This is a genomic window from Thermodesulfobacterium hydrogeniphilum, assembly GCF_000746255.1.
Taxonomy (GTDB): domain Bacteria; phylum Desulfobacterota; class Thermodesulfobacteria; order Thermodesulfobacteriales; family Thermodesulfobacteriaceae; genus Thermodesulfobacterium; species Thermodesulfobacterium hydrogeniphilum.
Window position 1 is genome coordinate 23,004 of sequence record NZ_JQKW01000006.1, and the last position, 20,090, is coordinate 43,093.

The 20,090-nt window shown below is 29.7% G+C and carries 22 protein-coding genes; 19 read left to right on the forward strand and 3 right to left on the reverse strand.

Translation table 11 applies throughout. The features are described 5' to 3' along the window. Nucleotides 1-40 precede the first annotated feature (40 nt). Nucleotides 41-733 carry a thermonuclease family protein gene (locus CC87_RS00620; RefSeq protein ID WP_051920357.1) on the forward strand — a complete coding sequence of 231 codons (693 nt, stop codon included), beginning with the start codon at nucleotides 41-43 and terminating at the stop codon, nucleotides 731-733. Here the strand turns inward: CC87_RS00620 and serS are convergent. Then, nucleotides 730-2,010, reverse strand: coding sequence for a serine--tRNA ligase (serS, locus tag CC87_RS00625; protein ID WP_038055056.1), 1,281 nt, complete (start codon nucleotides 2,008-2,010; stop codon nucleotides 730-732). The genes CC87_RS00620 and serS overlap by 4 nt on opposite strands. Nucleotides 2,011-2,122: 112 nt before the next feature. On the opposite strand from serS, the gene CC87_RS00630 reads away from it, so the two are divergent. The 15 genes from CC87_RS00630 to CC87_RS00690 all read left to right on the forward strand — a co-directional run bounded on the left by CC87_RS00630 (nucleotide 2,123) and on the right by CC87_RS00690 (nucleotide 18,063). Continuing rightward, nucleotides 2,123-3,130, forward strand: a complete 1,008-nt coding sequence (locus CC87_RS00630) for a potassium channel family protein (protein WP_038055624.1) — start codon at nucleotides 2,123-2,125, stop codon at nucleotides 3,128-3,130. A 9-nt stretch (nucleotides 3,131-3,139) separates the two neighbouring features. Continuing rightward, on the forward strand, nucleotides 3,140-3,718 hold the full coding sequence (locus tag CC87_RS00635; protein WP_038055058.1) for a kinetochore Spc7 family protein: 579 nt from the start codon (nucleotides 3,140-3,142) through the stop codon (nucleotides 3,716-3,718). Continuing rightward, complete coding sequence (locus tag CC87_RS00640; RefSeq protein WP_051920358.1) at nucleotides 3,681-4,190, forward strand: phosphatidylglycerophosphatase A family protein; 510 nt, start codon at nucleotides 3,681-3,683, stop codon at nucleotides 4,188-4,190. Before CC87_RS00635 ends, CC87_RS00640 begins: the two co-directional genes overlap by 38 nt. A gap of 12 nt (nucleotides 4,191-4,202) precedes the next feature. Continuing rightward, nucleotides 4,203-5,459 carry a nicotinamide-nucleotide amidohydrolase family protein gene (locus tag CC87_RS00645; RefSeq protein WP_038055060.1) on the forward strand — a complete coding sequence of 419 codons (1,257 nt, stop codon included), beginning with the start codon at nucleotides 4,203-4,205 and terminating at the stop codon, nucleotides 5,457-5,459. Further along, nucleotides 5,401-5,982, forward strand: a complete 582-nt coding sequence (thpR, locus tag CC87_RS00650; RefSeq protein WP_051920359.1) for an RNA 2',3'-cyclic phosphodiesterase — start codon at nucleotides 5,401-5,403, stop codon at nucleotides 5,980-5,982. The genes CC87_RS00645 and thpR overlap by 59 nt, the downstream gene beginning before the upstream one ends. Nucleotides 5,983-6,252: 270 nt before the next feature. Next, entirely contained in the window at nucleotides 6,253-7,884 is a 1,632-nt protein-coding gene (locus CC87_RS00655; RefSeq protein ID WP_038055066.1) for a peptide-binding protein, read from the forward strand. Nucleotides 7,885-7,896: 12 nt separating this feature from the next. Beyond that, complete coding sequence (locus CC87_RS00660) at nucleotides 7,897-8,898, forward strand: NAD(P)H-dependent glycerol-3-phosphate dehydrogenase (RefSeq protein ID WP_038055067.1); 1,002 nt, start codon at nucleotides 7,897-7,899, stop codon at nucleotides 8,896-8,898. A 253-nt stretch (nucleotides 8,899-9,151) separates the two neighbouring features. Then, the gene (locus CC87_RS08515) at nucleotides 9,152-9,343 is read left to right on the forward strand and encodes an AlbA family DNA-binding domain-containing protein (protein ID WP_051920360.1); all 192 of its coding nucleotides are present in this window, start codon (nucleotides 9,152-9,154) and stop codon (nucleotides 9,341-9,343) included. A gap of 54 nt (nucleotides 9,344-9,397) precedes the next feature. Next, nucleotides 9,398-9,694: a hypothetical protein gene (locus CC87_RS08965; RefSeq protein WP_156955549.1), complete on the forward strand. Its 297-nt coding sequence runs from the start codon at nucleotides 9,398-9,400 to the stop codon at nucleotides 9,692-9,694. Between the two features lie 91 nt (nucleotides 9,695-9,785). Continuing rightward, nucleotides 9,786-10,493 carry an ATP-binding protein gene (locus CC87_RS08525; protein ID WP_051920362.1) on the forward strand — a complete coding sequence of 236 codons (708 nt, stop codon included), beginning with the start codon at nucleotides 9,786-9,788 and terminating at the stop codon, nucleotides 10,491-10,493. 221 nt (nucleotides 10,494-10,714) lie between these two features. Then, a complete protein-coding gene (locus CC87_RS00670) occupies nucleotides 10,715-11,077 on the forward strand; it encodes a phospholipase D-like domain-containing protein (protein WP_038055068.1) in 363 nt (120 codons plus the stop codon). A gap of 78 nt (nucleotides 11,078-11,155) precedes the next feature. Continuing rightward, complete coding sequence (locus tag CC87_RS00675; protein WP_038055069.1) at nucleotides 11,156-13,663, forward strand: site-specific DNA-methyltransferase; 2,508 nt, start codon at nucleotides 11,156-11,158, stop codon at nucleotides 13,661-13,663. A gap of 13 nt (nucleotides 13,664-13,676) precedes the next feature. Then, nucleotides 13,677-14,348 carry a TIR domain-containing protein gene (locus CC87_RS00680; protein ID WP_051920363.1) on the forward strand — a complete coding sequence of 224 codons (672 nt, stop codon included), beginning with the start codon at nucleotides 13,677-13,679 and terminating at the stop codon, nucleotides 14,346-14,348. A 1-nt stretch (nucleotide 14,349) separates the two neighbouring features. Beyond that, a complete protein-coding gene (locus CC87_RS00685; protein ID WP_038055632.1) occupies nucleotides 14,350-14,982 on the forward strand; it encodes a hypothetical protein in 633 nt (210 codons plus the stop codon). A 54-nt stretch (nucleotides 14,983-15,036) separates the two neighbouring features. Beyond that, nucleotides 15,037-18,063 (forward strand): DEAD/DEAH box helicase family protein, encoded by a 3,027-nt coding sequence (locus CC87_RS00690; RefSeq protein WP_038055071.1) that lies wholly within the window; start codon nucleotides 15,037-15,039, stop codon nucleotides 18,061-18,063. A 415-nt stretch (nucleotides 18,064-18,478) separates the two neighbouring features. On the opposite strand, the gene CC87_RS00695 is transcribed toward CC87_RS00690, so the two are convergent. Together CC87_RS00695 and CC87_RS00700 are read right to left on the reverse strand one after the other, a co-directional pair. Then, nucleotides 18,479-18,658 (reverse strand): hypothetical protein, encoded by a 180-nt coding sequence (locus tag CC87_RS00695; RefSeq protein WP_038055073.1) that lies wholly within the window; start codon nucleotides 18,656-18,658, stop codon nucleotides 18,479-18,481. Further along, on the reverse strand, nucleotides 18,655-18,852 hold the full coding sequence (locus tag CC87_RS00700) for a hypothetical protein (RefSeq protein WP_038055075.1): 198 nt from the start codon (nucleotides 18,850-18,852) through the stop codon (nucleotides 18,655-18,657). Before CC87_RS00700 ends, CC87_RS00695 begins: the two co-directional genes overlap by 4 nt. A 184-nt stretch (nucleotides 18,853-19,036) precedes the next feature. Between CC87_RS00700 and CC87_RS00705 the strand changes: the two genes are divergently transcribed. From CC87_RS00705 to CC87_RS00715, 3 genes are all read left to right on the forward strand, one after another. Continuing rightward, a complete protein-coding gene (locus CC87_RS00705; RefSeq protein WP_038055077.1) occupies nucleotides 19,037-19,486 on the forward strand; it encodes a PIN domain-containing protein in 450 nt (149 codons plus the stop codon). Further along, entirely contained in the window at nucleotides 19,470-19,679 is a 210-nt protein-coding gene (locus CC87_RS00710) for a hypothetical protein (protein WP_038055078.1), read from the forward strand. Before CC87_RS00705 ends, CC87_RS00710 begins: the two co-directional genes overlap by 17 nt. A gap of 181 nt (nucleotides 19,680-19,860) precedes the next feature. After that, complete coding sequence (locus CC87_RS00715; RefSeq protein ID WP_038055080.1) at nucleotides 19,861-20,067, forward strand: winged helix-turn-helix domain-containing protein; 207 nt, start codon at nucleotides 19,861-19,863, stop codon at nucleotides 20,065-20,067. The last annotated feature ends 23 nt before the right edge of the window (nucleotides 20,068-20,090 follow it).

A 20,090-nucleotide genomic window follows, 5' to 3' on the forward strand; every position in this document is an offset into this window, starting at 1 on the left:
ATTTACCTTCTATATTACCACTTCGTAAGTGGTAATATTTATGGTAAAAATGAAAAATTTTAAAATTCTTAAAATATTTATACTTCTCTTCCTCTGGATTTTATTTTTTGCAGAGTTAAAAGGCTTTTCTCAAAAATTATTCTTAAAAAAACCAGGTTTAATAAAAGTAAAAATAAAAAGAGTGATAGATGGAGATACTGTAATTTTAGAAAATGGTGAAAGATTAAGATATGCAGGTATAAATACTTTAGAACTTCATACTGAATCTGGTAAACCTCAGCCTTTTGCTAAAGAAGCCTATTTTTTTAATAAAAAGTTAGTTGAAGGTAAAATTTTATATTTAGAAATTAATAATCTAAGAAAAAGGGATAGATACAGAAGGCTTTTAGGAGAACTTTATTTTGAGAATGGAACCTCGGTTTCAGAGCTTTTAGTTAGAGAAGGTTTAGCTTTGGTTTGTTATTATCCTGGTAGTGTTAAATATTATAAAAAATATTTACCTTTACAAAGAATAGCTTTAAAACAAAGAAAGGGTATTTTTTCTCTTATTGGTAAAGAGCCAAAGGGTATTATTTATATAGGTAATAGAAAATCAAGAAGATTTCATCATCCTGCTTGTCCAGAAGCTAAACGAATAAAAAGGAAGATATACTTTAAAAGTTTAGAAGAAGCTTTTTATAAAGGATATTGTCCTTCAAGGGAATGCTTTGACTTGATATTTCCTAATCATTAAGGTTTTATTTTCTCAAGCCCTCCCATATAAGGACGAAGGATTTTAGGAATAATAATAGAACCATCTTCTTGTTGATAATTTTCAAGAATAGCCATAACTGTTCTTCCTACAGCAAGACCTGACCCATTTAAAGTATGAACAAAGCAAGGCTTTCCCCCTTCTTTGGGTCTATATCTAATATTAGCTCGTCTTGCTTGAAAGTCTTCAAAATTAGAGCAAGAGGATATTTCTACATAACGATTTTGCCCAGGAGCCCAGACTTCTATATCATAGGTTTTAGCAGCAGCGAATCCTAAATCACCTGTGCAAAGCACTACTACTCTGTAATGAAGACCAAGAAGCTGTAAAACCTCTTCTGCATCAAGAAGAAGACTTTCTAATTCATCATAAGAAGTTTCAGGTTTAACAAATTTGACTAATTCTACTTTATTAAATTGATGCTGTCTTACAATACCTCTGGTATCTTTTCCATGAGCTCCTGCTTCTGCTCTAAAACAGGGAGTATAAGCGGTATAATAAAGGGGTAATACCTCTTCTGGAAGAATTTCATCTCTATGGAGATTAGTAACAGGAACCTCAGCTGTAGGAACAAGATAATAATCCCACTCTTCTAATTTAAATAAATCCTCTTTAAATTTGGGTAATTGTCCTGTGCCAAAAAGAGAAGTTTCATTAACGATAAAAGGTGGTAAAATCTCTTTGTAACCATGTTTTTTAATATGAAGATCTAACATAAAATTAATTAAAGCTCTTTCTAAAAGAGCTCCTTCATTCCAATATACTACAAATCTGGACCCTGTGAGTTTAGCCGCTCTTTCAAAATCAAGAATACCAAGTTTTTCACCTATTTCCCAATGAGGTTTAGGTTCAAAATCAAATTGAGGAGGCTCTCCCCAGCGTTTAACTACTACATTTTCTGTTTCATCTTTACCTATAGGAACACTTTCATGAGGAATATTAGGAAGAACACTTAATAAATTTTTTAATTCAGTTTCTATTTCTCGTAGTTTAACTTCTAAAAATTTCAGCTCGTTTCCTAAATTTTTAACTTCTTGAGCTAAAATCTGAGCTTCTTCGTTTTTGCCTTCTTTTTTGAGTTTTCCTATAATTTCGGATTTTTCTCTTCTAAAATGTCTAAGATTTTCTACTTTTTGTATAAGCTCTCTTCTTGTTTTATCAAGTTCCAAAATTTTATTAATAGGATAATCTTCACCTCTTGTTTTAAGACGTTCTTTTACCCAATCCGGCTTTTCTCTAATAAGCCTTATGTCAAGCATGCCTAAAATTTAACATATTATTTTGTTTTGTCAAAAATAACCTTTATTGACCATAAGTTAAAAGGATTATATAATTATCAAAGATCAAAAATTGATTAATTTTAAAAATCTTATGAGATTAGAAACAGTTGTAAAAAAGAAAATTTTAATTATTGTCTCTCTCATTTTAATAGTTCTTAGTTTTGGAACTATAGGATATATGATCATAGAAAATATGAGCTTTTTAGACGCTTTTTACATGACAGTAATTACAGTTACTACTGTAGGTTTTGGAGAGGTAAAAAGACTAAGTTATGATGGTAAAATTTTTACTATTTTTCTTATTGTAAGCGGTTTTGGAGTTTTCACTTATGCTGCTACTGCAGGAGCTCAAATATTGGTAGAAGGAGAATTAAAAGAAATATTTAAAAAGAAAAGAATAAAAAAAGATATTAATAAACTAAAAGGACATTTTATTATATGTGGTTTTGGAAGAATGGGACAAATTATTTGTAAAGAATTAAAAGCTAATAAAGTGAATTTTGTAGTAATTGATAAAGAAGAAGATTTTTTAAAGGACAGAGAAGATATTTTATATTTAATAGGGGATGCAACAAAAGATGAAATTTTAAAAGAAGCTGGAATTGAGAGAGCTAAAGGATTAATCAGTGTATTAACTACTGATGCTGAAAATCTTTATGTAGTTTTAAGTGCAAGGTCTTTAAATCCTAATTTATTTATTGTAGCACGTGCAGCAGAAGAAGAAGCAGAAAGTAAATTAAAAATAGCAGGTGCAGATAGGGTAATTTGTCCCTATCATATAGGTGGTTTAAGAATGGCTCATACTGTTATTAGACCTAATGTAGTAGATTTTTTGGAATTCGTTACCCGTTCAGAATATATGGATATTCAGATTGAAGAAATAAGAGTTTCAGAAAATTCATCTTTAGTAGGGAAATCCTTAAGTGAAGCCAGAATTGGCAGTGAGATAGGGGCTATAGTTATAGGTATAAAAAGAGCAGATGGAAAAATTGAATTTAATCCCTCAGCTTATACTACGATTAATAAAAACGATATTTTAATTGTTTTGGGTCCTATGCAAAAATTGACAATTTTAGAAAAATTAGCTCAAAAAACTTGAAGATACAAAATGAAAATAAAAAAATATATTTATTTTTTGTTATTTTTGTTTTTGCTTGCTTCATGCTCTTTAAAAGATATTAATCTAAGTTTGCAGAATTTTAAAGACATAATTGTGGAAAGAACAAAGGTATTTTTAAATAATATACCTTTAATTAAAAAGTATATATCTCTTCCTCCAGCTCCTAAAAAACTATATAAACAAACAGAAAACATAATAGAACAACTTAAAACTTATGGAACCCAAAAGGTATATAAAGATGAATACGAAGAAGTAATTATACTTTGGAAGAAGGCCAAGGATTTATATCAAAATAGATATTATTTGTCAGCTAAAAAAGAATTAAAAAAACTTTATCCTAAAGCAAAAGATCTGTTAGAAAAAATAAAGGCTTATAAAGAAAATGTTAGAAAAGAAGCTTTACAAAAATATAAAGCATTGGTAAAAAGAGCAAATTTAAAACTCTCTCGCTTAAAAGAAAAAGAAGAAAAGCTCAAAATAAAATTATATTTATGGAAATTAAAAATTTTATTAACCACGGAGAATTATAATGAATTTAATGAAGCAATTAAAAATCCTCCATTTTAATGAATTTGATAAGAATTTTTTTTGGATTTTCATTTCATCAGGGGCTTTGGTAGGTTTTTTACCTTTATGTCCAGGAACTTTTGGAGCTTTAGAAGGTTTAATATTTTTTTGGTTTATTAAAAATTTATCTATGGTTTACCAGATTTTATTAATCATAATTGTAACAATTTTAGGAATAATAAGTAGTGATTTTACAAGTAAAATTTTAAAGGAAAAAGATCCTGAAATAGTAGTTATAGATGAAATTGTAGGGATGTGGATAAGTGTTTTGTGGAAAACCACCATTTTAGAATTTATTTTGGCTTTTATACTTTTTAGGATAATAGATATTAATAAACCTTTTCCCTTGAAAAAGTTGGAGAAATTACATGGTGGATTTGGAATCATGGCTGATGATATTTTGGCAGGAGTATTTACTAATATTTTGGTTATCATTTTAATTTATCTTGCCAAAAATTTAGGTTTGATATAAACTAAATTCATAATGAAAGGTGCACTTTTATTTATAGGAAATGAACTTATTTCAGGAATTATGGAAAATGTTAATAGTAATGTAGCTACTAAGGAGCTTGTCTCTTATGGTTTTGAGGTAGAACAGATTATTACTATTCCAGATAAAATAAATCTTATTATAGAATCTTTAAAAAATCTTTTTGAAAAGTATGAGTTTTTAATAATTTCAGGAGGACTTGGTCCTACTGATGATGATATTACCAATTTAGCGGTAGCCAAAGCTTTTAAATTACAATTAAAAGAACACCCTGAGTTTGCACAGGCTATTAAAAATTCTTCAGAATATAAAAATTCTCAAGAATTAGCTATTAAAATGGCAATTCTTCCTGAAGGAGCAATTCCTCTTTCTAAGGATTTTTCTTCAGCTGGTTATCTTTTAAGAATTAAAGAAAAGTATCTTTTCTTTTTACCAGGAGTTCCTTCTCAGTTTTCTCAATTATTAAAAGAAGAAGTTATTCCTTATCTGTTAAAAAAATTTAAAGATGTGAAAAGATATTATATAAAAACTTTAAGATTTTTTGATGTAAATGAAACTGATTTGAACCAGATTATTAAAGAAGAGGGTTGGGATATTAAAATAGGGTATTATCCTGTTTTTCCTGAGGTAAAGCTTATTTTAAAAAGTGAAAGTCCTGAATTTTTAGAGGAAGTTATAAATAAACTAAGAAGAAATTTTAGTATCCAATTAATAAGTGAAGAAGATAAAGATATTCCACATGTTATAGGTCAACTTTTAACCAGAATAAATAAAACTATTGTAGTAGCTGAATCATGCACAGGTGGGCTTTTGTCATCTTTGATAACTTCTGTTTCAGGAAGTTCTGCTTATTTTGAAAGAGGTTTTGTAACTTATAGTCCCAAAAGCAAGATTGAGCTTCTTGGGGTAAAACCTGAAACTATAGAAAAATTTGATGTAGTTAGTTATGAAGTAGCTTTAGAAATGGCAGAAGGAGCAAGAATGAGGACAGGTGTAGATTATGCTTTGGGAATAACTGGTTTTGCAGGTCCTACAGGCGGGACTTCTGAAAATCCTGTAGGAACAGTTTATATAGGGTTTTGCTACCAAGATAAAGTAAAAGCTTTTAAGTTTATTTTTCCCGGTAATAGAAAAGAGGTGCAAACTTTGGCAAGTTATACAGCTCTTGATATTTTGAGGAGGCAGATTTTATATGGTGAGGGCTTTTTTAGCTATAGATTTGCCCGAGGAATTAAAGAAAAAACTTTATGAACTCAGTAAAATAGAACCACCTGAAGGTCTAAAAATAAAATGGGTAGAAAGACCCAATTTTCATATCACTTTGAAATTTTTTGGAAGTATATCTGAAAAATTATTAGAAAAGATTTTTAAAGCAAGTGAGAAGGCTTTAAAAGAAGAAAGTAGTTTTAAACTTGTTATAGATAAAATAGGATATTTTCCTGAAAAAGGTAATCCAAGAGTGGTATGGATAGGTTTAAAATTAGAGAACGATCAATTATTAAATATTCATAAAATCTTAGAAAAAATTTTTAAAAAGATGAAAATTTCTGATAGAAAAGAAAAATTTCACCCTCATATTACTTTATTTAGGGTTAAAAAACTTAGTGATAAAGAAGATTTTAATGCCTATTTAAAAAATCTTGCTAAAGAATCCCAAATTTTAGAAGGGTTTAATTTTATAGTTAAAGAACTAACCATTTTCAAAAGTAATTTAACACCACAAGGACCTATATACGAATCTTTATATAAAATAAAAATCGGCCATGGAATTTAAATGTGAAAAACTATAGAAGCTTTAAGTTCTGTATTTATGAGTTTAATAATTGTTTTAGAATTAATTAGAGCCTTTGTAGATTACTTTAAGTATGAAAGAGTTAGAAATAGAGATTCTTTTAGAAGTTTTATTAGCCTTTGTTATTAGAGAGTTTATAATTCATCTATTTTAAGCTAAAATTTACGGTATAGATGTATTTTGGTAGTGTATAGGTATTGTGTTTATTATTAAAAGAACTATAGCGATTTTGGATAAACCCGAGAAATAAAAATGAAAAAAATTTTATGGTTTATATTGTTTAGTATATTTTTTTGTATTTTTTGCAAATTTTCTTTTTCTAAAAAAGAAATAGATTATAAAAAAATTAAACCTGATTATGGAGATGCTCTGGTTATAGGAACTATTGCTGATGCCAGTGTTCTTGTCCCTATGATAGCAACTGATGCCATGAGTCATGAAGTAAGCAGTAATATCTTTTTAGGGGTAGTTAAATATAATCCAGAGCTTAAAATAGTGGGAGATTTAGCTGAAAAATACAAAATTTCTCCTGACCAAAAGACGATAACTTTTTATTTGAAAAAAGGGGTTAAATGGTCTGATGGAAAAGAAGTTACAGCAGAAGATGTATATTTCGGTTACAGACTTATTACCAATCCTGAAATCCCTTCTCCTTATGCCAGTGATTTTTTAGAGGTTAAAAAATTTGAAATTTTGGATAAATATACTTTTAGAGTAACTTATAAAAGACCTTTTGCTCCTGCTCTTTCTTCTTGGGGTAATTTAGTAGTTTTACCTAAGCATTTATTGGAAGGAAAAAGTCTAAGCTATTTAACTAATGTTTTCGGAAGAAAACCTATAGGGAATGGACCTTTTAAATTGGAAAAATGGAAACCTCAAGAAGAAATTGTTTTAAAATATAATCCACTTTTTTACAAAGGAAGACCCTATTTAAACTACCTTATTTATAAAATTATTCCAGATCCTTCTACGCTTTTTATGGAATTGAGGTCAGGAGGTATTGATTGGATTTCTTTGACACCTCTTCAATATTTAAAATTAGAAAGAGAAAAAAATTTAAGAAAGGAATTCAAAATTTACAAATATCCTTCTTTTAGTTTTACATATATAGGCTATAATCTTAAACATCCCCTTTTTAAAGATAAAAAAGTAAGAAAAGCTTTATGTTACGCGATAAATAGAAAAGAGATAGTAAAAGGTGCTTTATTAGGGCAGGGTATTCCTGCTTATGGACCTTATAAACCAGACACATGGTTTTATAATAAAGCTGTAGAAAAATTCTGTCCTTATAATCCAAAAAAGGCTTTAAAGCTTTTATATGAAGCAGGTTTTAAAAAAAATAAAAAAGGAATTTTAGAAAAAAAGGGAAAACCTTTTGAGTTTACCTTGCTTGTTAATCAGGGTAATCTTTCCAGACTCCTTGCTGCTCAGATTATCCAAAGAGAGCTGTCTAAAATAGGAATAAAAGTAAAAATCAGAGTAGTAGAATGGACAACCCTTATACATCAATTTATAGATACAAGAAGATTTGAAGCAGTTATTTTAGGATGGGTTACAGGTCCTGATCCAGATCTTTACGATATTTTTCATTCTTCTAAAATAAAACCACCTGGTCTTAATTTTGTAGGATATTCTAATTCAAAAGTAGATAAATTATTAGATCAAGGAAGATATACACTTGATCAGAAAAAAAGAAAAAAAATCTATTATAAATTACAGGAAATTTTAGCTAAAGATCAACCTTATACTTTTTTATATATACCTATGAGTTTAGAAGCTATACATAAAAGGTTTCAGGGTATAAAACCTTCAGCTATAGGGATAGGTTATAATATAGAAGAATGGTGGGTGCCTAAAAATATGCAAAAATATTTAATACCCTAAGGAATTTTAGAAATGAAAAAGATTACAGTAATAGGGGGAGGAAGCTGGGGAACAGCTCTTGCCAAAATTTTAGCTGAAAAAGGATTAAATATTTATCTTTTAGTTAGAAGAGAAGCTGTTTGTGATAGCATAAATAAAGAAAAAGAAAATCCTTTTTATCTTCCTGGTATAAAACTTCCTAAAAAACTAAAAGCCACAACAGATCCAGCAGAGGCTTTTAAAGATTGCGAGATTATTTTATGGGTAATTCCTTCTTTTGCTCTTAAAGAAAACTTAGAAAAGATGAAAAAATTTGTAGAAAAAATTCCTTATCATATTTCAGGTATAAAAGGTATAGATTTGGAAACAGAGAAAACACCTTTTACCATTTTAAAAGAGAACTTACCAAAAAAAGCCAAAATTTTTGTTCTTGGAGGACCTTCTTTTGCTAAAGAAGTGGTTAAGGGTCTTCCTACGGCTGTAGTTTTGGCAGGAGAAGATCCAGAAGCTACACAAAAAATGCAGGAGCTTCTGGCTGTGCCTTATTTCAGGGTTTATAGAAGTGATGATCCCTTAGGGGTGGAAATAGCAGGAGCTTTAAAAAATGTTATAGCTATTGCTTCTGGAATAAGTGATGGTTTAGAGTTAGGTCTCAATGCCAGAGCAAGTCTTATAACAAGAGGGCTTATAGAAATAATTCGTTTAGGAACAAAGTTAGGAGGAGAATTATATACTTTTTATGGACTGGCTGGCTTGGGAGATCTTGTTTTAACATGCACAGGAGCTCTTTCACGGAATTATCAGGTAGGATATAGATTGGGTAAAGGCGAAAAGCTTGAGAAAATTTTAAAAGATTTAAAACAGGTAGCAGAGGGAGTAAAAACTTCTAAGGTAGTAAAAAAACTTTCAGAAATGCATCAGGTAGAAATGCCCATCTGCGAAGAGGTGTATAAAGTGATTTATGAAGACGAAACTCCTAAAACCTGCTTAAAAAGACTATTATCCAGAAGCTTAAAAAAAGAGTTTGAAGATTGATATGTTCTGACTTTCCTTATGTACAGAAAATACCTAAATTTAAAACTGATATATTTAAGCAAATATAAAAATCTCTAAAAGAGAAAAAAACTTTGAGCACTTTTATCACCAACAGCCAAGAAAAAAGTTTAAAGAAGCGATTAAAAACCCTTATCAGCCAGAGTGAGGAGTTAAGATTTTTAGTGGGATTTTTGAGAAAGTTACGATTGCTATAGAAAATCAGAAAATTTGAGGTAATCTTTTAAAAAGTACTATGGACAGAAATGAGATTTTAAAACTACTTGAAAAGGAAGAAGGCAACAAGCTGGAGTTTAAGGAAAGATTTAACGACAGCATCCTGAAAACAATATCCGCTTTTGCAAATACACACGGTGGTTTGATTATCGTTGGTGTAAATAACAAAAAAGAGATAGTGGGAATAGATACGAACGATAAAAATTACTAGAAAATTATTAACCGAGTTGTAGATAAACTTGGTATTACACCCAATTTTGAAATTGTGGAGGTGGATGACAGATCCATTCTGGCGATTGAGGTAAGCAGATCATACATCCCTGTGTCCTTTGAAGGAAGATACTACAAAAGAGTGAGAAACACCACGAGGGAGATGAACTTTGAAGAACTTAAGAGATTTTTCCAGAGAGATCTGAGGTGGGAACACCTTTCAGAGAGAGATTTTAAAATAGACGAGATTGATGAGCATAGCGTCAGAAACTTTTTGAGAACTGCGAAATCAAAAGGAAGACTGACTGTTTTTAATGGCGATGAGCCTATAAAGAAGTGTTTGAAAAGTTAGGACTTATGGAGAACGGCAAAATCAACAACGCGGGTATGCTTTTATTCGGAAAGAATCCGCAAAAATACTTTGACCACGCAAGGGTTCGGGGGTGCGATTAAAAGATAACATTACAATTATCGGAGATAGATGGATAGAAGGAAATTTATTCAATCAGTTCAGAGAAACAGAGGAGGCAATTAAAAACTTCATAAATGTGCGATATGAAATTAAGGGTTTTGAGAGGGAAGATATCTGGGACTATCCACTGGAGGCAATTCGGGAAGCCATCGCCAATGCCCTGCTGCACAGGGATTATCTGAGACCTATTAATGTGCAAATAAAAGTTTATGACGACAAGCTCTGGTTTTACAATGTTGGGGGATTACCGGAAGAGTGGGACACTGAAAAACTTCTAAGTTTGCATTCTTCTATGCCCAGAAATCCACTAATTTTTAATGTTTTTTACCTTGCAGGTATCGTTGAAAGTGTTGGTTCCGGGATTGAGAGAATGATGCAGACTTTAAAAAAAGCGGGGCTTCCAGAACTCAAAATTGAGGCAAATCACTTAGAGTTTACACTGATGTTTTTTAAAGATGTTTATACAGAGGAATACTTGCGGAAAATGAGACTCAACGAGAGGCAGATTAAAGCAGTTATGTATGTGAAGGAAAAGGGGAGGATAACGAATAGGGAGTATCAGGAAATAAATAGATGTTCAAGAAATACGGCAACGAACGATTTAAGAGATTTATGCAGCAGAGGTTTATTAAAAGAAAGTGGCAAAAAAGGAGCTGGCTCTTATTATGAAATTGTGTAGTAATTGCATATATTGCATAATAATTGCACACAAATTGCACAATAAGGGTGCCGGAAAAGCACTGGCTTATGTGCTTCAGATAATGAAAAAGTAATGAAAGGGTAATGAAAGTAACTCACAGAAAATTAAAATATTAAAGATGTGTGATAGAATAAACCCGAAAAACCAGAACAAAACCCGAAATAAACCCGGAAAAAATAATTAAAGAAAAAAGTGACAAAATGCCTTTTATTACCAATCAACCAAATAAAGAACTCAAAAAACGGATCACTGAACTTATTAAAGTAAGCAGGGAATTAAAATTTCTCGTGGGCTTTTTCTACTTCTCTGGACTAAAAGAGCTTTACCATGCCTTAAAAGAAAGAGCCAGGTCCGAAGAAAATTTCCGGGATTTTACTTTTAAAATTCTGGTAGGCTTAGAAGTAGATAAACTACAATACCAGCTCGTTGAAGTTGCAGAAAAGGAAAACTTGAGTGGAGAAGAAAAAATTGAAAACTACTTTCGTTCCATTGTAAAAGCTATAAATTTTAAAGACTTTGATAATAAGGAATTTTACGAACAGGCGAGTTTTTTTATAAAGTAAAAAAATATTAAAGGATTAAAAAATATAAAAAATTTGAGTAAACTTTTTGCGAGAAAATTTTAAAATAAGAGGAAAAAGATGAAGTATAAAGAAAATTTTTGGCAAGCTCTTAAAGATCTTTTTATAGGAGCCGAAGTTGAGGGCAAAAGCGGATACATAAATTTAATGCGAATAAAGTCTAAATACTTTGAAAAACACATATTACCTCAATTGGAAAAGGATATTAACGAAGTTATTGAAACATTTCCAGATTTTGAAAACGAACTTTACGAAAAACTTTATACTTTTTTTAAATCCTATTTTTCCGAAAGCGGAGCTATTTATTTTAATTCAACTCCTTATCATAAAAGTATTTATGAAAGAGTCTATACAGATGATAAAGATGTAATCTTATTCTGGAAAACTCGCATGCTTTATTATGTTAAAACTGATAGAATTTTTAGAAGTTTAAAGGTAGAAATAGACGAATTTAAATTCTTCTTTGATGTCTCCACACTTGAACATAAAAAGGCAAATGAAAAAAGGGAACTAATATACGAGTTTAAAAAAATTCAAGAAGATGGAACGATTGTTTTTAATGTCTTTTATACGGAAAGAGGGAAGAAAACGAATGGAGAAAAAATAATAAAAGAACTTAGAAAGCAGGGAATTAAAATTACTACTGATACTCTGGAGAGAGCTTTTAAAATTTTTGAAAAACAGAGTGAAGTTGATTATTTTATAAACAAAAATGCTAAATCATTTTTAAAAGAACAGTTTGATTTATGGCTTTATCAGTATGTCTTTAAAGAAAAAAGTGATTGGACTGAAAAAAGAATTAAGGAACTGCAAGCATTAAAGGATATTGCATACAAAATAATTGATTTTATTTCTCAATTTGAAGATGAACTTGTGAAAATATGGAATAAACCGAAATTTGTTTTTAATTCAAATTATGTAATAACTCTGGACAGGATTGCAGAAAGAAATATTGATGTAATAGAAAAGATTTTAAATCATCCAAATTTTGAAGAGCAACTCAGAGAATGGAAGGAACTTGGATTTATAGATAAAAATTTTGATAAAGAAAAAATTATTGAGCATACTTTACATGGTAAAATCTTAAATGAAAAATATAAGTTTCTTCCTATTGATACAAAGTATTTCAAAGACTTGGAAGTTGAGATTATATCATTATTTGATAATCTGGATGAATCCCTTGATGGTTGGTTAATAAAAAGTGAAAATTATCAGGCATTAAATACCATTTTACCCAAATTTAGAGAGAAAATCCAGACAATTTATATAGATCCGCCCTTTAACAAAGAGCAAGATGCAGATTACTTCTATTCAGTTAAATACAAAGATGCAACCTGGATAACGATGCTTGAAAACCGGTTAAAAATAGCAAGGGATTTATTAAAAGATACGGGAAGCATATTTGTAAGATGTGACTACAACGGAAATATGTATGTGAGATTATTGATGAATGAGATTTTCGGGGAGGAGAATTTCAGGAATGAGATTCAGGTTAATAGAACTAAAAAAATTTTCACAGGCGTTAAGGGATACAATGTAGCAACAGATAATTTATTTTTTTATTCAAAAAATGAAAAATTTTATTTTAATCCTCAATATAAACAACGTGAGAAGAAACAAAAATGGTTAAATATGCATTCTCCAGGTGAAAGAAAACCTCCCGAAAGGATTATATTTGGAAAATTATTTTATCCACCTAAAGGAAGACATTGGACATTTGTTCAAGAGAAGATATATGAATTAGAAAAGCAAGGAAGGATAAGAATAAATGAAAATATAGAATATATTGATATAATGGGAAATAAAGTAAGAGGAATGCCTCAGTATTTAACAGGAGAAACCGAATTATTAGACTCTAACTGGACAGACATTCCAGGATATTCTCAAACTCAAGGATTCCCCACCGAAAACTCCGAAATACTTTTAAAGCGTGTGATAGAGTCCACTTCAAATGAAAATGATTTAATTATGGATTTCTTTCTGGGTTCAGGGACAACATGTGCTGTGGCTCATAAGTTAAAAAGAAAATGGATAGGGATTGAAGTCGGAGAGCATTTTTATACTGTAGTTTTGCCCAGAATGAAAAAGGTTCTGTTTTATGACAAATCGGGAATTTCAAAAGAAAAAGATGTTAAGGAAAAATACAATGAGAAAAATGCAGGCGGGTTTTTCAAATATTACGAACTTGAGCAATATGAAGATGTTTTGAAAAAGGCGAAGTATAGTGAAGATGCTAATCTTTTTGAAAATCCTTATGAGGACCCATATAATCAGTATGTGTTTATGAAAGATGAAAAAATGCTTTCCTGCCTTGAAATTAATTACGAGAAAAACAAGGTAAAAGTAAATCTGTCAAAACTTTACTCAAAGGAAAAAGATAAAAAAGAAATAGACATTGTGGAGACACTTTCAAATCTAACAGGTAAGTGGATTAAGAAAATAACTAAAGACTACGCCGAATTTGAAGACGGGATGAAGATCGACTTAAAAAATCTTGAATATATTGAATTACCCGATGGAAGAAAGGAAATGTTTTACAAATACATAAAAGATTTAATATGGTGGTGAGAGGGAGATAAAAATGAGCAAGGGTGAACAATTGAAAAAACTAATTGAAAGTATTATTAAAATTAATGAAGCTAAAAGAAGAAAAAGGAAAGTTTTTATAAGTTACTATCATTATGATGATGAATATTACCGAAAAAGATTTGAACAACTTTTTGGTGAGTTATTCCAAAATATTTCTGTAAAACCAGGCGAAATAGATGATGAAAATTCTGATAGATATATTTATCAACTTATAAGGCAAAACAAAATTTCCAATACAACAGTATTATTAGTATTAATTGGAAACAGAACTTATTGTAGAAAACATGTAGACTGGGAAATTTATGCAGCCTTAGATCCGAGAGTTGGAAAAAAAAGAGCTGGATTAGTAGGAATAATTTTACCTACATGTTCTCTTTTTAATACTTCTATAATTGAAGAATTACAGAAAATAGCTTATGAAAACTATGAAGATATTTACGATTTAACTGATCAAATAAATAGGACTTTATTATCAAATAATTACCCTAAATTACCTTCACGGTTATTAGATAATATCCTCTCTGGTTATGCTAAACTTTATAAATGGACAGAAAATGCTTCTCAAATCATTGATATAATAGAAGAAGCATTTCAAAACAGAAAGAATGAATATTTAGTAAAAAATGGAAGAAAACAATACAAAAGGAATTTATGCGGAGATTAAGATGAACATTTTGCACATTTTAATTGATGATGAAAATTTAAAAATAATTATACCATGGTGGCTTCTCCTTTTATTTTTAATACTAATTGGGGTGCTCTTTTTGTTAAGAAGCAGAAAATTTTTTCTCAAAGATTATAAGATAGAAGAAGTAGAAATAGGTATACGAGACTATCGGGTAAAAATAAAACCTAGTTTTGAAGATATACAAGTTGCTTACAAAATTTGGGTAGAAATTTCAACTCGTAAATTAGGACTGGAAATAGACGAAGAAAACGATGTCATTGTTGAAGTTTATAATTCTTGGTATGAATTTTTTAAAATTACAAGAGAAACTTTAAAAGAAATACCGGCTCACAAAATTGTGAATCCAGAAACCCAAAAAATTATAGATGTCTCACTTAAACTTCTTAACGAAGTAGTGCGTCCTCATCTTACCAAATGGCAAGCTCGGTTCAGAAAATGGTACTATGAAGAAAAAGAAAAAAATAAAAGTCTAACTCCTCAAAAAATTCAAAGACAGTATCCCCATTACGAAGAATTGATAAAAGATATGAAGAAAGTTAATAAAAATATAATGGAATATAGAAAAAGTTTAGAAAAACTTATAGGTTTTCATAAATCTTGCGAGATTTAGACCATGTATAATGTGGAAAAATGTTAAAAGACATTATAGTTTAAAGAGATAAAAATGGAACAAAAAACACATAAAACAAAAATCTATCTTCAAGAAATGATAGAAGACTTAAGATTTGAAAATCTCTCTCCAAATTGGATTTCTTTTGATTTTAAAACCTTTTCCAAAACAAAAACTTTATGGGATTATCAGGAAAATGCTTTAAAAAATGCCATTAAAGTTTTATGGAAATACTATGAAGATTTTGCTGATTATCAAAAATATGAAGACCCTGACATAGATAAAGAAAGAAAAAGAAAGTTTTATGAATGGTATAAAGATAACGGACTTGATTTAAAAATTGATCTTGAATTTGACGAGGGCTCTAAACTTTTAAAACTACTTGAAGATTATTATCCTGTGGAGGAATTTTCTCATAGAAGAAACGGAAAGAAAAAATTTAGAATTTCTTACGAACACTTTATTAACAGGATGTGCTTCTGGATGGCTACGGGTTCGGGTAAAACTCTTGTTATTGTCAAACTTATTCAGATTTTAAGAGATTTAATTAAAAGAGAGGAAATACCTCCTAATGATATCCTTATATTAACTCATAGAGATGACTTAATAGAACAGTTGAAAAGGCATGTAAATGAATTTAACCATGTCAATAGTCACGAGATTTTTATAAAGTTAAGAGAGTTAAAAGAGTATGATATGGTTAAAAGAGAACATCCTTCCATTTTCAGGGAAAAAGAAATAACTGTTTTCTATTATCGCTCTGATAATTTAAGTGATGAACAAAAAGATAAGATAATTGATTTCAAAAATTATGATAATAATGGAAAATGGTATATCTTCCTTGATGAAGCTCATAAAGGAGACAAACAGGAATCTAAAAGACAGCACATTTACTCTATTCTTTCAAGGAATGGATTTTTATTCAATTTCTCAGCCACATTCACAGATCCAAGAGATGTTATAACCACAGCTTTTGAATTCAATCTTTCATCTTATGTAAAAGGGGGATACGGGAAACATATTCTTATTCTTGAACAGGAAGTAAGGGCTTTCAGAGACAGGAAAGAAAAATACGAGGATTACAATTCAGAAGAAAAGCAGAAAATAGTTTTGAAATCCTTAATTCTTTTAACTTATGTAAAGAAATTTTATGAAAAATTATCCAGACACGAGTTTAAACTTTATCATAAACCCCTACTCATTACTCTTGTAAATTCTGTAAATATAGAAGATGCAGATTTGAAGTTATTTTTCAGAGAAATAGAAAAAATAGGAAAAGGAGAAATTAATGAAAGTATTCTTAATTCTGCAATAAATGAACTCTGGGAGGAATTAAAAAAAGAACCAGAATTTATGTTTGAAGAGGAAAATCTAAAAATTGATGAAGATACATTTAAAAATATAAAATTTGAGGACATTTTAAAGTGTGTTTTTAATTCCTCTTCAACAGGAGGAATAGAAATTTTAATCAGACCCTCTGATAAGAAACAGATGGCTTTCAAGTTGAAAACAGCAGATAAACCATTTGCTCTAATAAAAATTGGTGATATTTCAAAATGGCTTAGAGAAGAATTTTCGGGATATGAGATAAATGAAAGATTTGATGACGAGGGATATTTTGAAACTTTAAACAGGGATGACTCAGATATTAATATCTTAATGGGTTCACGAAGTTTTTATGAGGGCTGGGATTCCAACCGGCCTAATGTAATAATGTTTATAAACATAGGAACAGGAGCCGATGCAAAAAAATTTATTTTGCAATCCGTAGGTAGAGGTGTAAGAATTGGGCCAATAAAAAATAAAAGAAAAAGAATAAAATTCCTTTACAACAACAAAGAAATAGATGAGGGATTATACAAAAAAATTAAAGATTTTGTTTTACCTTTGGAGACATTATTTATATTCGGCACAAACAGAAATGCAATAAAAGCAGTTATAAAAGAATTAAAAACTCAGGCAAAAAAAGAGGGAGAAGAATTAATAGGCACTTTATTTACAATTGCTGATTATGCTAAAAATAAAAAACTTTTAATACCCAAATATAGAGAAGTAGATTATCTTCTAATAAAAAAAAGAGAAATTGCTAAATTTGGAATTTCAAAAGAGGATTTTGAGCTACTTAAAAGATTTATAGATTTTTTAGATGATGATAGGATTTTACTTCTGCGATATAATACTGAGCCGGAAAAGATAAAAATTTTAAAACAGAGTCTTCAGGATAAAAACAAATATTACAGAATTGAGACTAATAAAAGTTTTAGAAATGTAGATTTAATCATTCAAAGAATATTTAACTATTTCAGTATTGTCCCTGAAGAAGTTGATAGACTTAAAGAACTTGAAAATGAAATAAAACATTTTAAAAATATAAAAGTTTACATAGAAGAAATAGATGAACTGAAGAAAGAAATTGAAAAAGTTAAAAATTATCCTAAACTATTGAAAGAATTAACATCTCAGTATGGTAAAATACCCCCAGAGGAATATATTAAAAAATCACAAGAATTGAAAAAAGAAGAAATCTTTGAAATAGATGATAAAAAAATTAAAATAAAATATATTATGAACCACTACTATCTTCCTATGGTAATGACTGAAGAGGAAAAAATTCAATACATAACTCACATAATAAAAACAAAAAGTGAGGTGAGATTTATAGAACATCTTGAAAAATACTTAAGCAGGGAAGATAATATATTTAAGGAGTTTGAATGGTGGGTATTTTCCAAAATTAATGAACATCTTGATGAAGTTTATATTCCCTATTACAGTCCCAATGAAAACAAAATAGCCCATTTCAAACCTGACTTTATCTTTTGGTTAAAGCCGAAAAATTCAAACAGATATTGTATTTTATTTATTGACCCAAAAGGCACAGAGTATAGGGATGCTGATAGAAAAATTGAGGGTTATAAAGAAATTTTAGAGGGAAAAGAATTTAGGTATGGAAACGAATTTGTGAAAATATTCCTTTTCTATTATACCCGTGATACCCACCGTATTCCTCAAAACGAATATAAAAAATACTGGATTGATAATATAGAAACAGCTCTTAAAAATATTTTAAATTTTTCTTAAAACCAAAAAATGATAGTAAGTTTAATCATTTATCCAATCACTACCGCCTTTGATGCCATCTCTTTTAACGCCCTCGGCTTAACCGAAGAAGAACGCAAAGAAGTTTATTGAGTGGTTATAAACTACCTTACAAAAGCATTTAAAGGTAAACATTTAGATTTAAAAATTACAACCATAAAACAATACATGGGAGCCATATTTTATCAAAAACAAGACTATAAAGAGGCAACATGATTAAGAACGAAGTATTTGCTGCCTTTGAAATAAAAAAATACAGCTCAGTGGTGCAGAAACACAATGGTTCAAGAAGGTCTTTTAAACTCTGATTTTCCTAAAGGCATCTAGGAAATTAGTAAAAAAGGAATAGAATATTTGAAAAAGCAAAGCTTTCGGGTTAATTTAAAAAAGCGATTCCTTAATTTAATCCACCCCTGAGAACTTTCAGTAATTCCCTATACAAATCACTGCTCCTTTTATTATACCTGAATTCAAGCTCTTTCAAATACAAAGGAAAGAGCAAAAGAACTGGCACTTCAAGCTCAAAGAATTTCAGGGCTAAGAGAAATTTTGAGAAGCTTACTTTTATTTTTTTCAAGGATGCTTCCTTTTCTTGTACTCCATTCTCTTTTGCACCTGTAGCATTTGTAGGTGTTTCTTTTTACTTTTCCATAGTTGCTGGGTTTCACAGTAGGGACAGCTGATGAATGTTTTCAAGATTCCTTTTTCTCTCAAGAACTTTTCAGCTTTATTTTCATCTGTTATAATGTCCATGTGTTTTACACTCTCCATTTTCCACCTCCCTTTTTAGATATATTTTACCAAGGGATGAATGATTTTAATCAATCGCCTAGGGGGAATTTCCCGAGGTTTTAGAATTTTTAAAGCGATTAAATGGAAAGAATATAAAGCTTGTTATATAAAGTTGAAAAATAAAGATTTTTAATTTATAATCCGTTTTAAAAGGAAAAAACAAATGAAAATTTATATGGATTGCTGTTGTTTAAATAGACCTTTTGATGACCAAACTAATCCTATTATTCATCTTGAAGCTGAAGCAATAAAAATTATATTATCTTTATGCGAACAAGGAGTTTTTACATTAGTATCAAGTGAAGTTTTAAAATTTGAAATAGAAAAAACTCCAGATATTTTAAAAAAAGAAAAATTAAAAATTTTAGAACAGCTTGCTCAAGAAGTAATAAAAATAAATGACGAAATAGAAACCAGAGCAGAGTATTTTGAAAGTTCAGGAATTCAATCTTTTGATGCTTTACACTTAGCTTGTGCAGAATGGGGAGCAGATATTCTTCTCACTGTAGATAAAGCTTTTTTAAAGAAAGCAAACAAGATAAGAGATTTAAAAATAGAAATAAAAAATCCATTAGAATGGTTAAAAGAGGTATATTATGGAGAAGATAGTTAATTACAAAACAGGAATAGAGATTCATAAGGAAGGTTATAAAATATTAGCTAAGGAATTAGGAATAGTAAATTTTATAAGATTTATTCAAGAGTTTGAAATAGGAGAAGGTGATTATACTAAAGATAGACATAAATGGCAGGATAAATATACAGTAGAAAAAATAGTAAAAGAAGTAAAAAAGAAAAACTTTTAAATATGCCTCTCAACCTGGTTCAATTTGGTAAGGATGTTATAGATCAATTTGGGCGCTATAATAATACGTATCGGAAGCTGTTTAGTTCTTGATTTATGAGCCGCTCACGAGCACTCGCCTTAATTGACATTCTTTTACCGTGGGAAAAAGATAAACTTTTAAGAGCAAAGGCTCAAGCTAAATGAAAGACAAATTAAACGAATACGATTATCAAGTTTTATCTTTTAATAATACAGTCCGCTGGAAAAATACAGCTCAGTGGTGCAGAAACACAATGGTTCAAGAAGGTCTTTTAAACTCTGATTTTCCTAAAGGCATCTGGGAAATTAGTAAAAAAGGAATAGAATATTTGAAAAAAGCAGAGCTCTTGGGTCGATTGAAGAATTAAAGATTTTTAGCTCTTGATTTTTA

Coding starts and splice junctions, on each gene's coding strand:
- CC87_RS00620 (WP_051920357.1), top strand. CDS start 41: ATGGTAAAAATGAAAAATTTTAAAATTCTTAAAATATTTATACTTCTC.
- serS (WP_038055056.1), bottom strand. CDS start 2,010: ATGCTTGACATAAGGCTTATTAGAGAAAAGCCGGATTGGGTAAAAGAA.
- CC87_RS00630 (WP_038055624.1), top strand. CDS start 2,123: ATGAGATTAGAAACAGTTGTAAAAAAGAAAATTTTAATTATTGTCTCT.
- CC87_RS00635 (WP_038055058.1), top strand. CDS start 3,140: ATGAAAATAAAAAAATATATTTATTTTTTGTTATTTTTGTTTTTGCTT.
- CC87_RS00640 (WP_051920358.1), top strand. CDS start 3,681: ATGAATTTAATGAAGCAATTAAAAATCCTCCATTTTAATGAATTTGAT.
- CC87_RS00645 (WP_038055060.1), top strand. CDS start 4,203: ATGAAAGGTGCACTTTTATTTATAGGAAATGAACTTATTTCAGGAATT.
- thpR (WP_051920359.1), top strand. CDS start 5,401: ATGGTGAGGGCTTTTTTAGCTATAGATTTGCCCGAGGAATTAAAGAAA.
- CC87_RS00655 (WP_038055066.1), top strand. CDS start 6,253: ATGAAAAAAATTTTATGGTTTATATTGTTTAGTATATTTTTTTGTATT.
- CC87_RS00660 (WP_038055067.1), top strand. CDS start 7,897: ATGAAAAAGATTACAGTAATAGGGGGAGGAAGCTGGGGAACAGCTCTT.
- CC87_RS08515 (WP_051920360.1), top strand. CDS start 9,152: ATGGACAGAAATGAGATTTTAAAACTACTTGAAAAGGAAGAAGGCAAC.
- CC87_RS00670 (WP_038055068.1), top strand. CDS start 10,715: ATGCCTTTTATTACCAATCAACCAAATAAAGAACTCAAAAAACGGATC.
- CC87_RS00675 (WP_038055069.1), top strand. CDS start 11,156: ATGAAGTATAAAGAAAATTTTTGGCAAGCTCTTAAAGATCTTTTTATA.
- CC87_RS00680 (WP_051920363.1), top strand. CDS start 13,677: ATGAGCAAGGGTGAACAATTGAAAAAACTAATTGAAAGTATTATTAAA.
- CC87_RS00685 (WP_038055632.1), top strand. CDS start 14,350: ATGAACATTTTGCACATTTTAATTGATGATGAAAATTTAAAAATAATT.
- CC87_RS00690 (WP_038055071.1), top strand. CDS start 15,037: ATGGAACAAAAAACACATAAAACAAAAATCTATCTTCAAGAAATGATA.
- CC87_RS00700 (WP_038055075.1), bottom strand. CDS start 18,852: ATGGAGAGTGTAAAACACATGGACATTATAACAGATGAAAATAAAGCT.
- CC87_RS00705 (WP_038055077.1), top strand. CDS start 19,037: ATGAAAATTTATATGGATTGCTGTTGTTTAAATAGACCTTTTGATGAC.
- CC87_RS00710 (WP_038055078.1), top strand. CDS start 19,470: ATGGAGAAGATAGTTAATTACAAAACAGGAATAGAGATTCATAAGGAA.
- CC87_RS00715 (WP_038055080.1), top strand. CDS start 19,861: ATGAAAGACAAATTAAACGAATACGATTATCAAGTTTTATCTTTTAAT.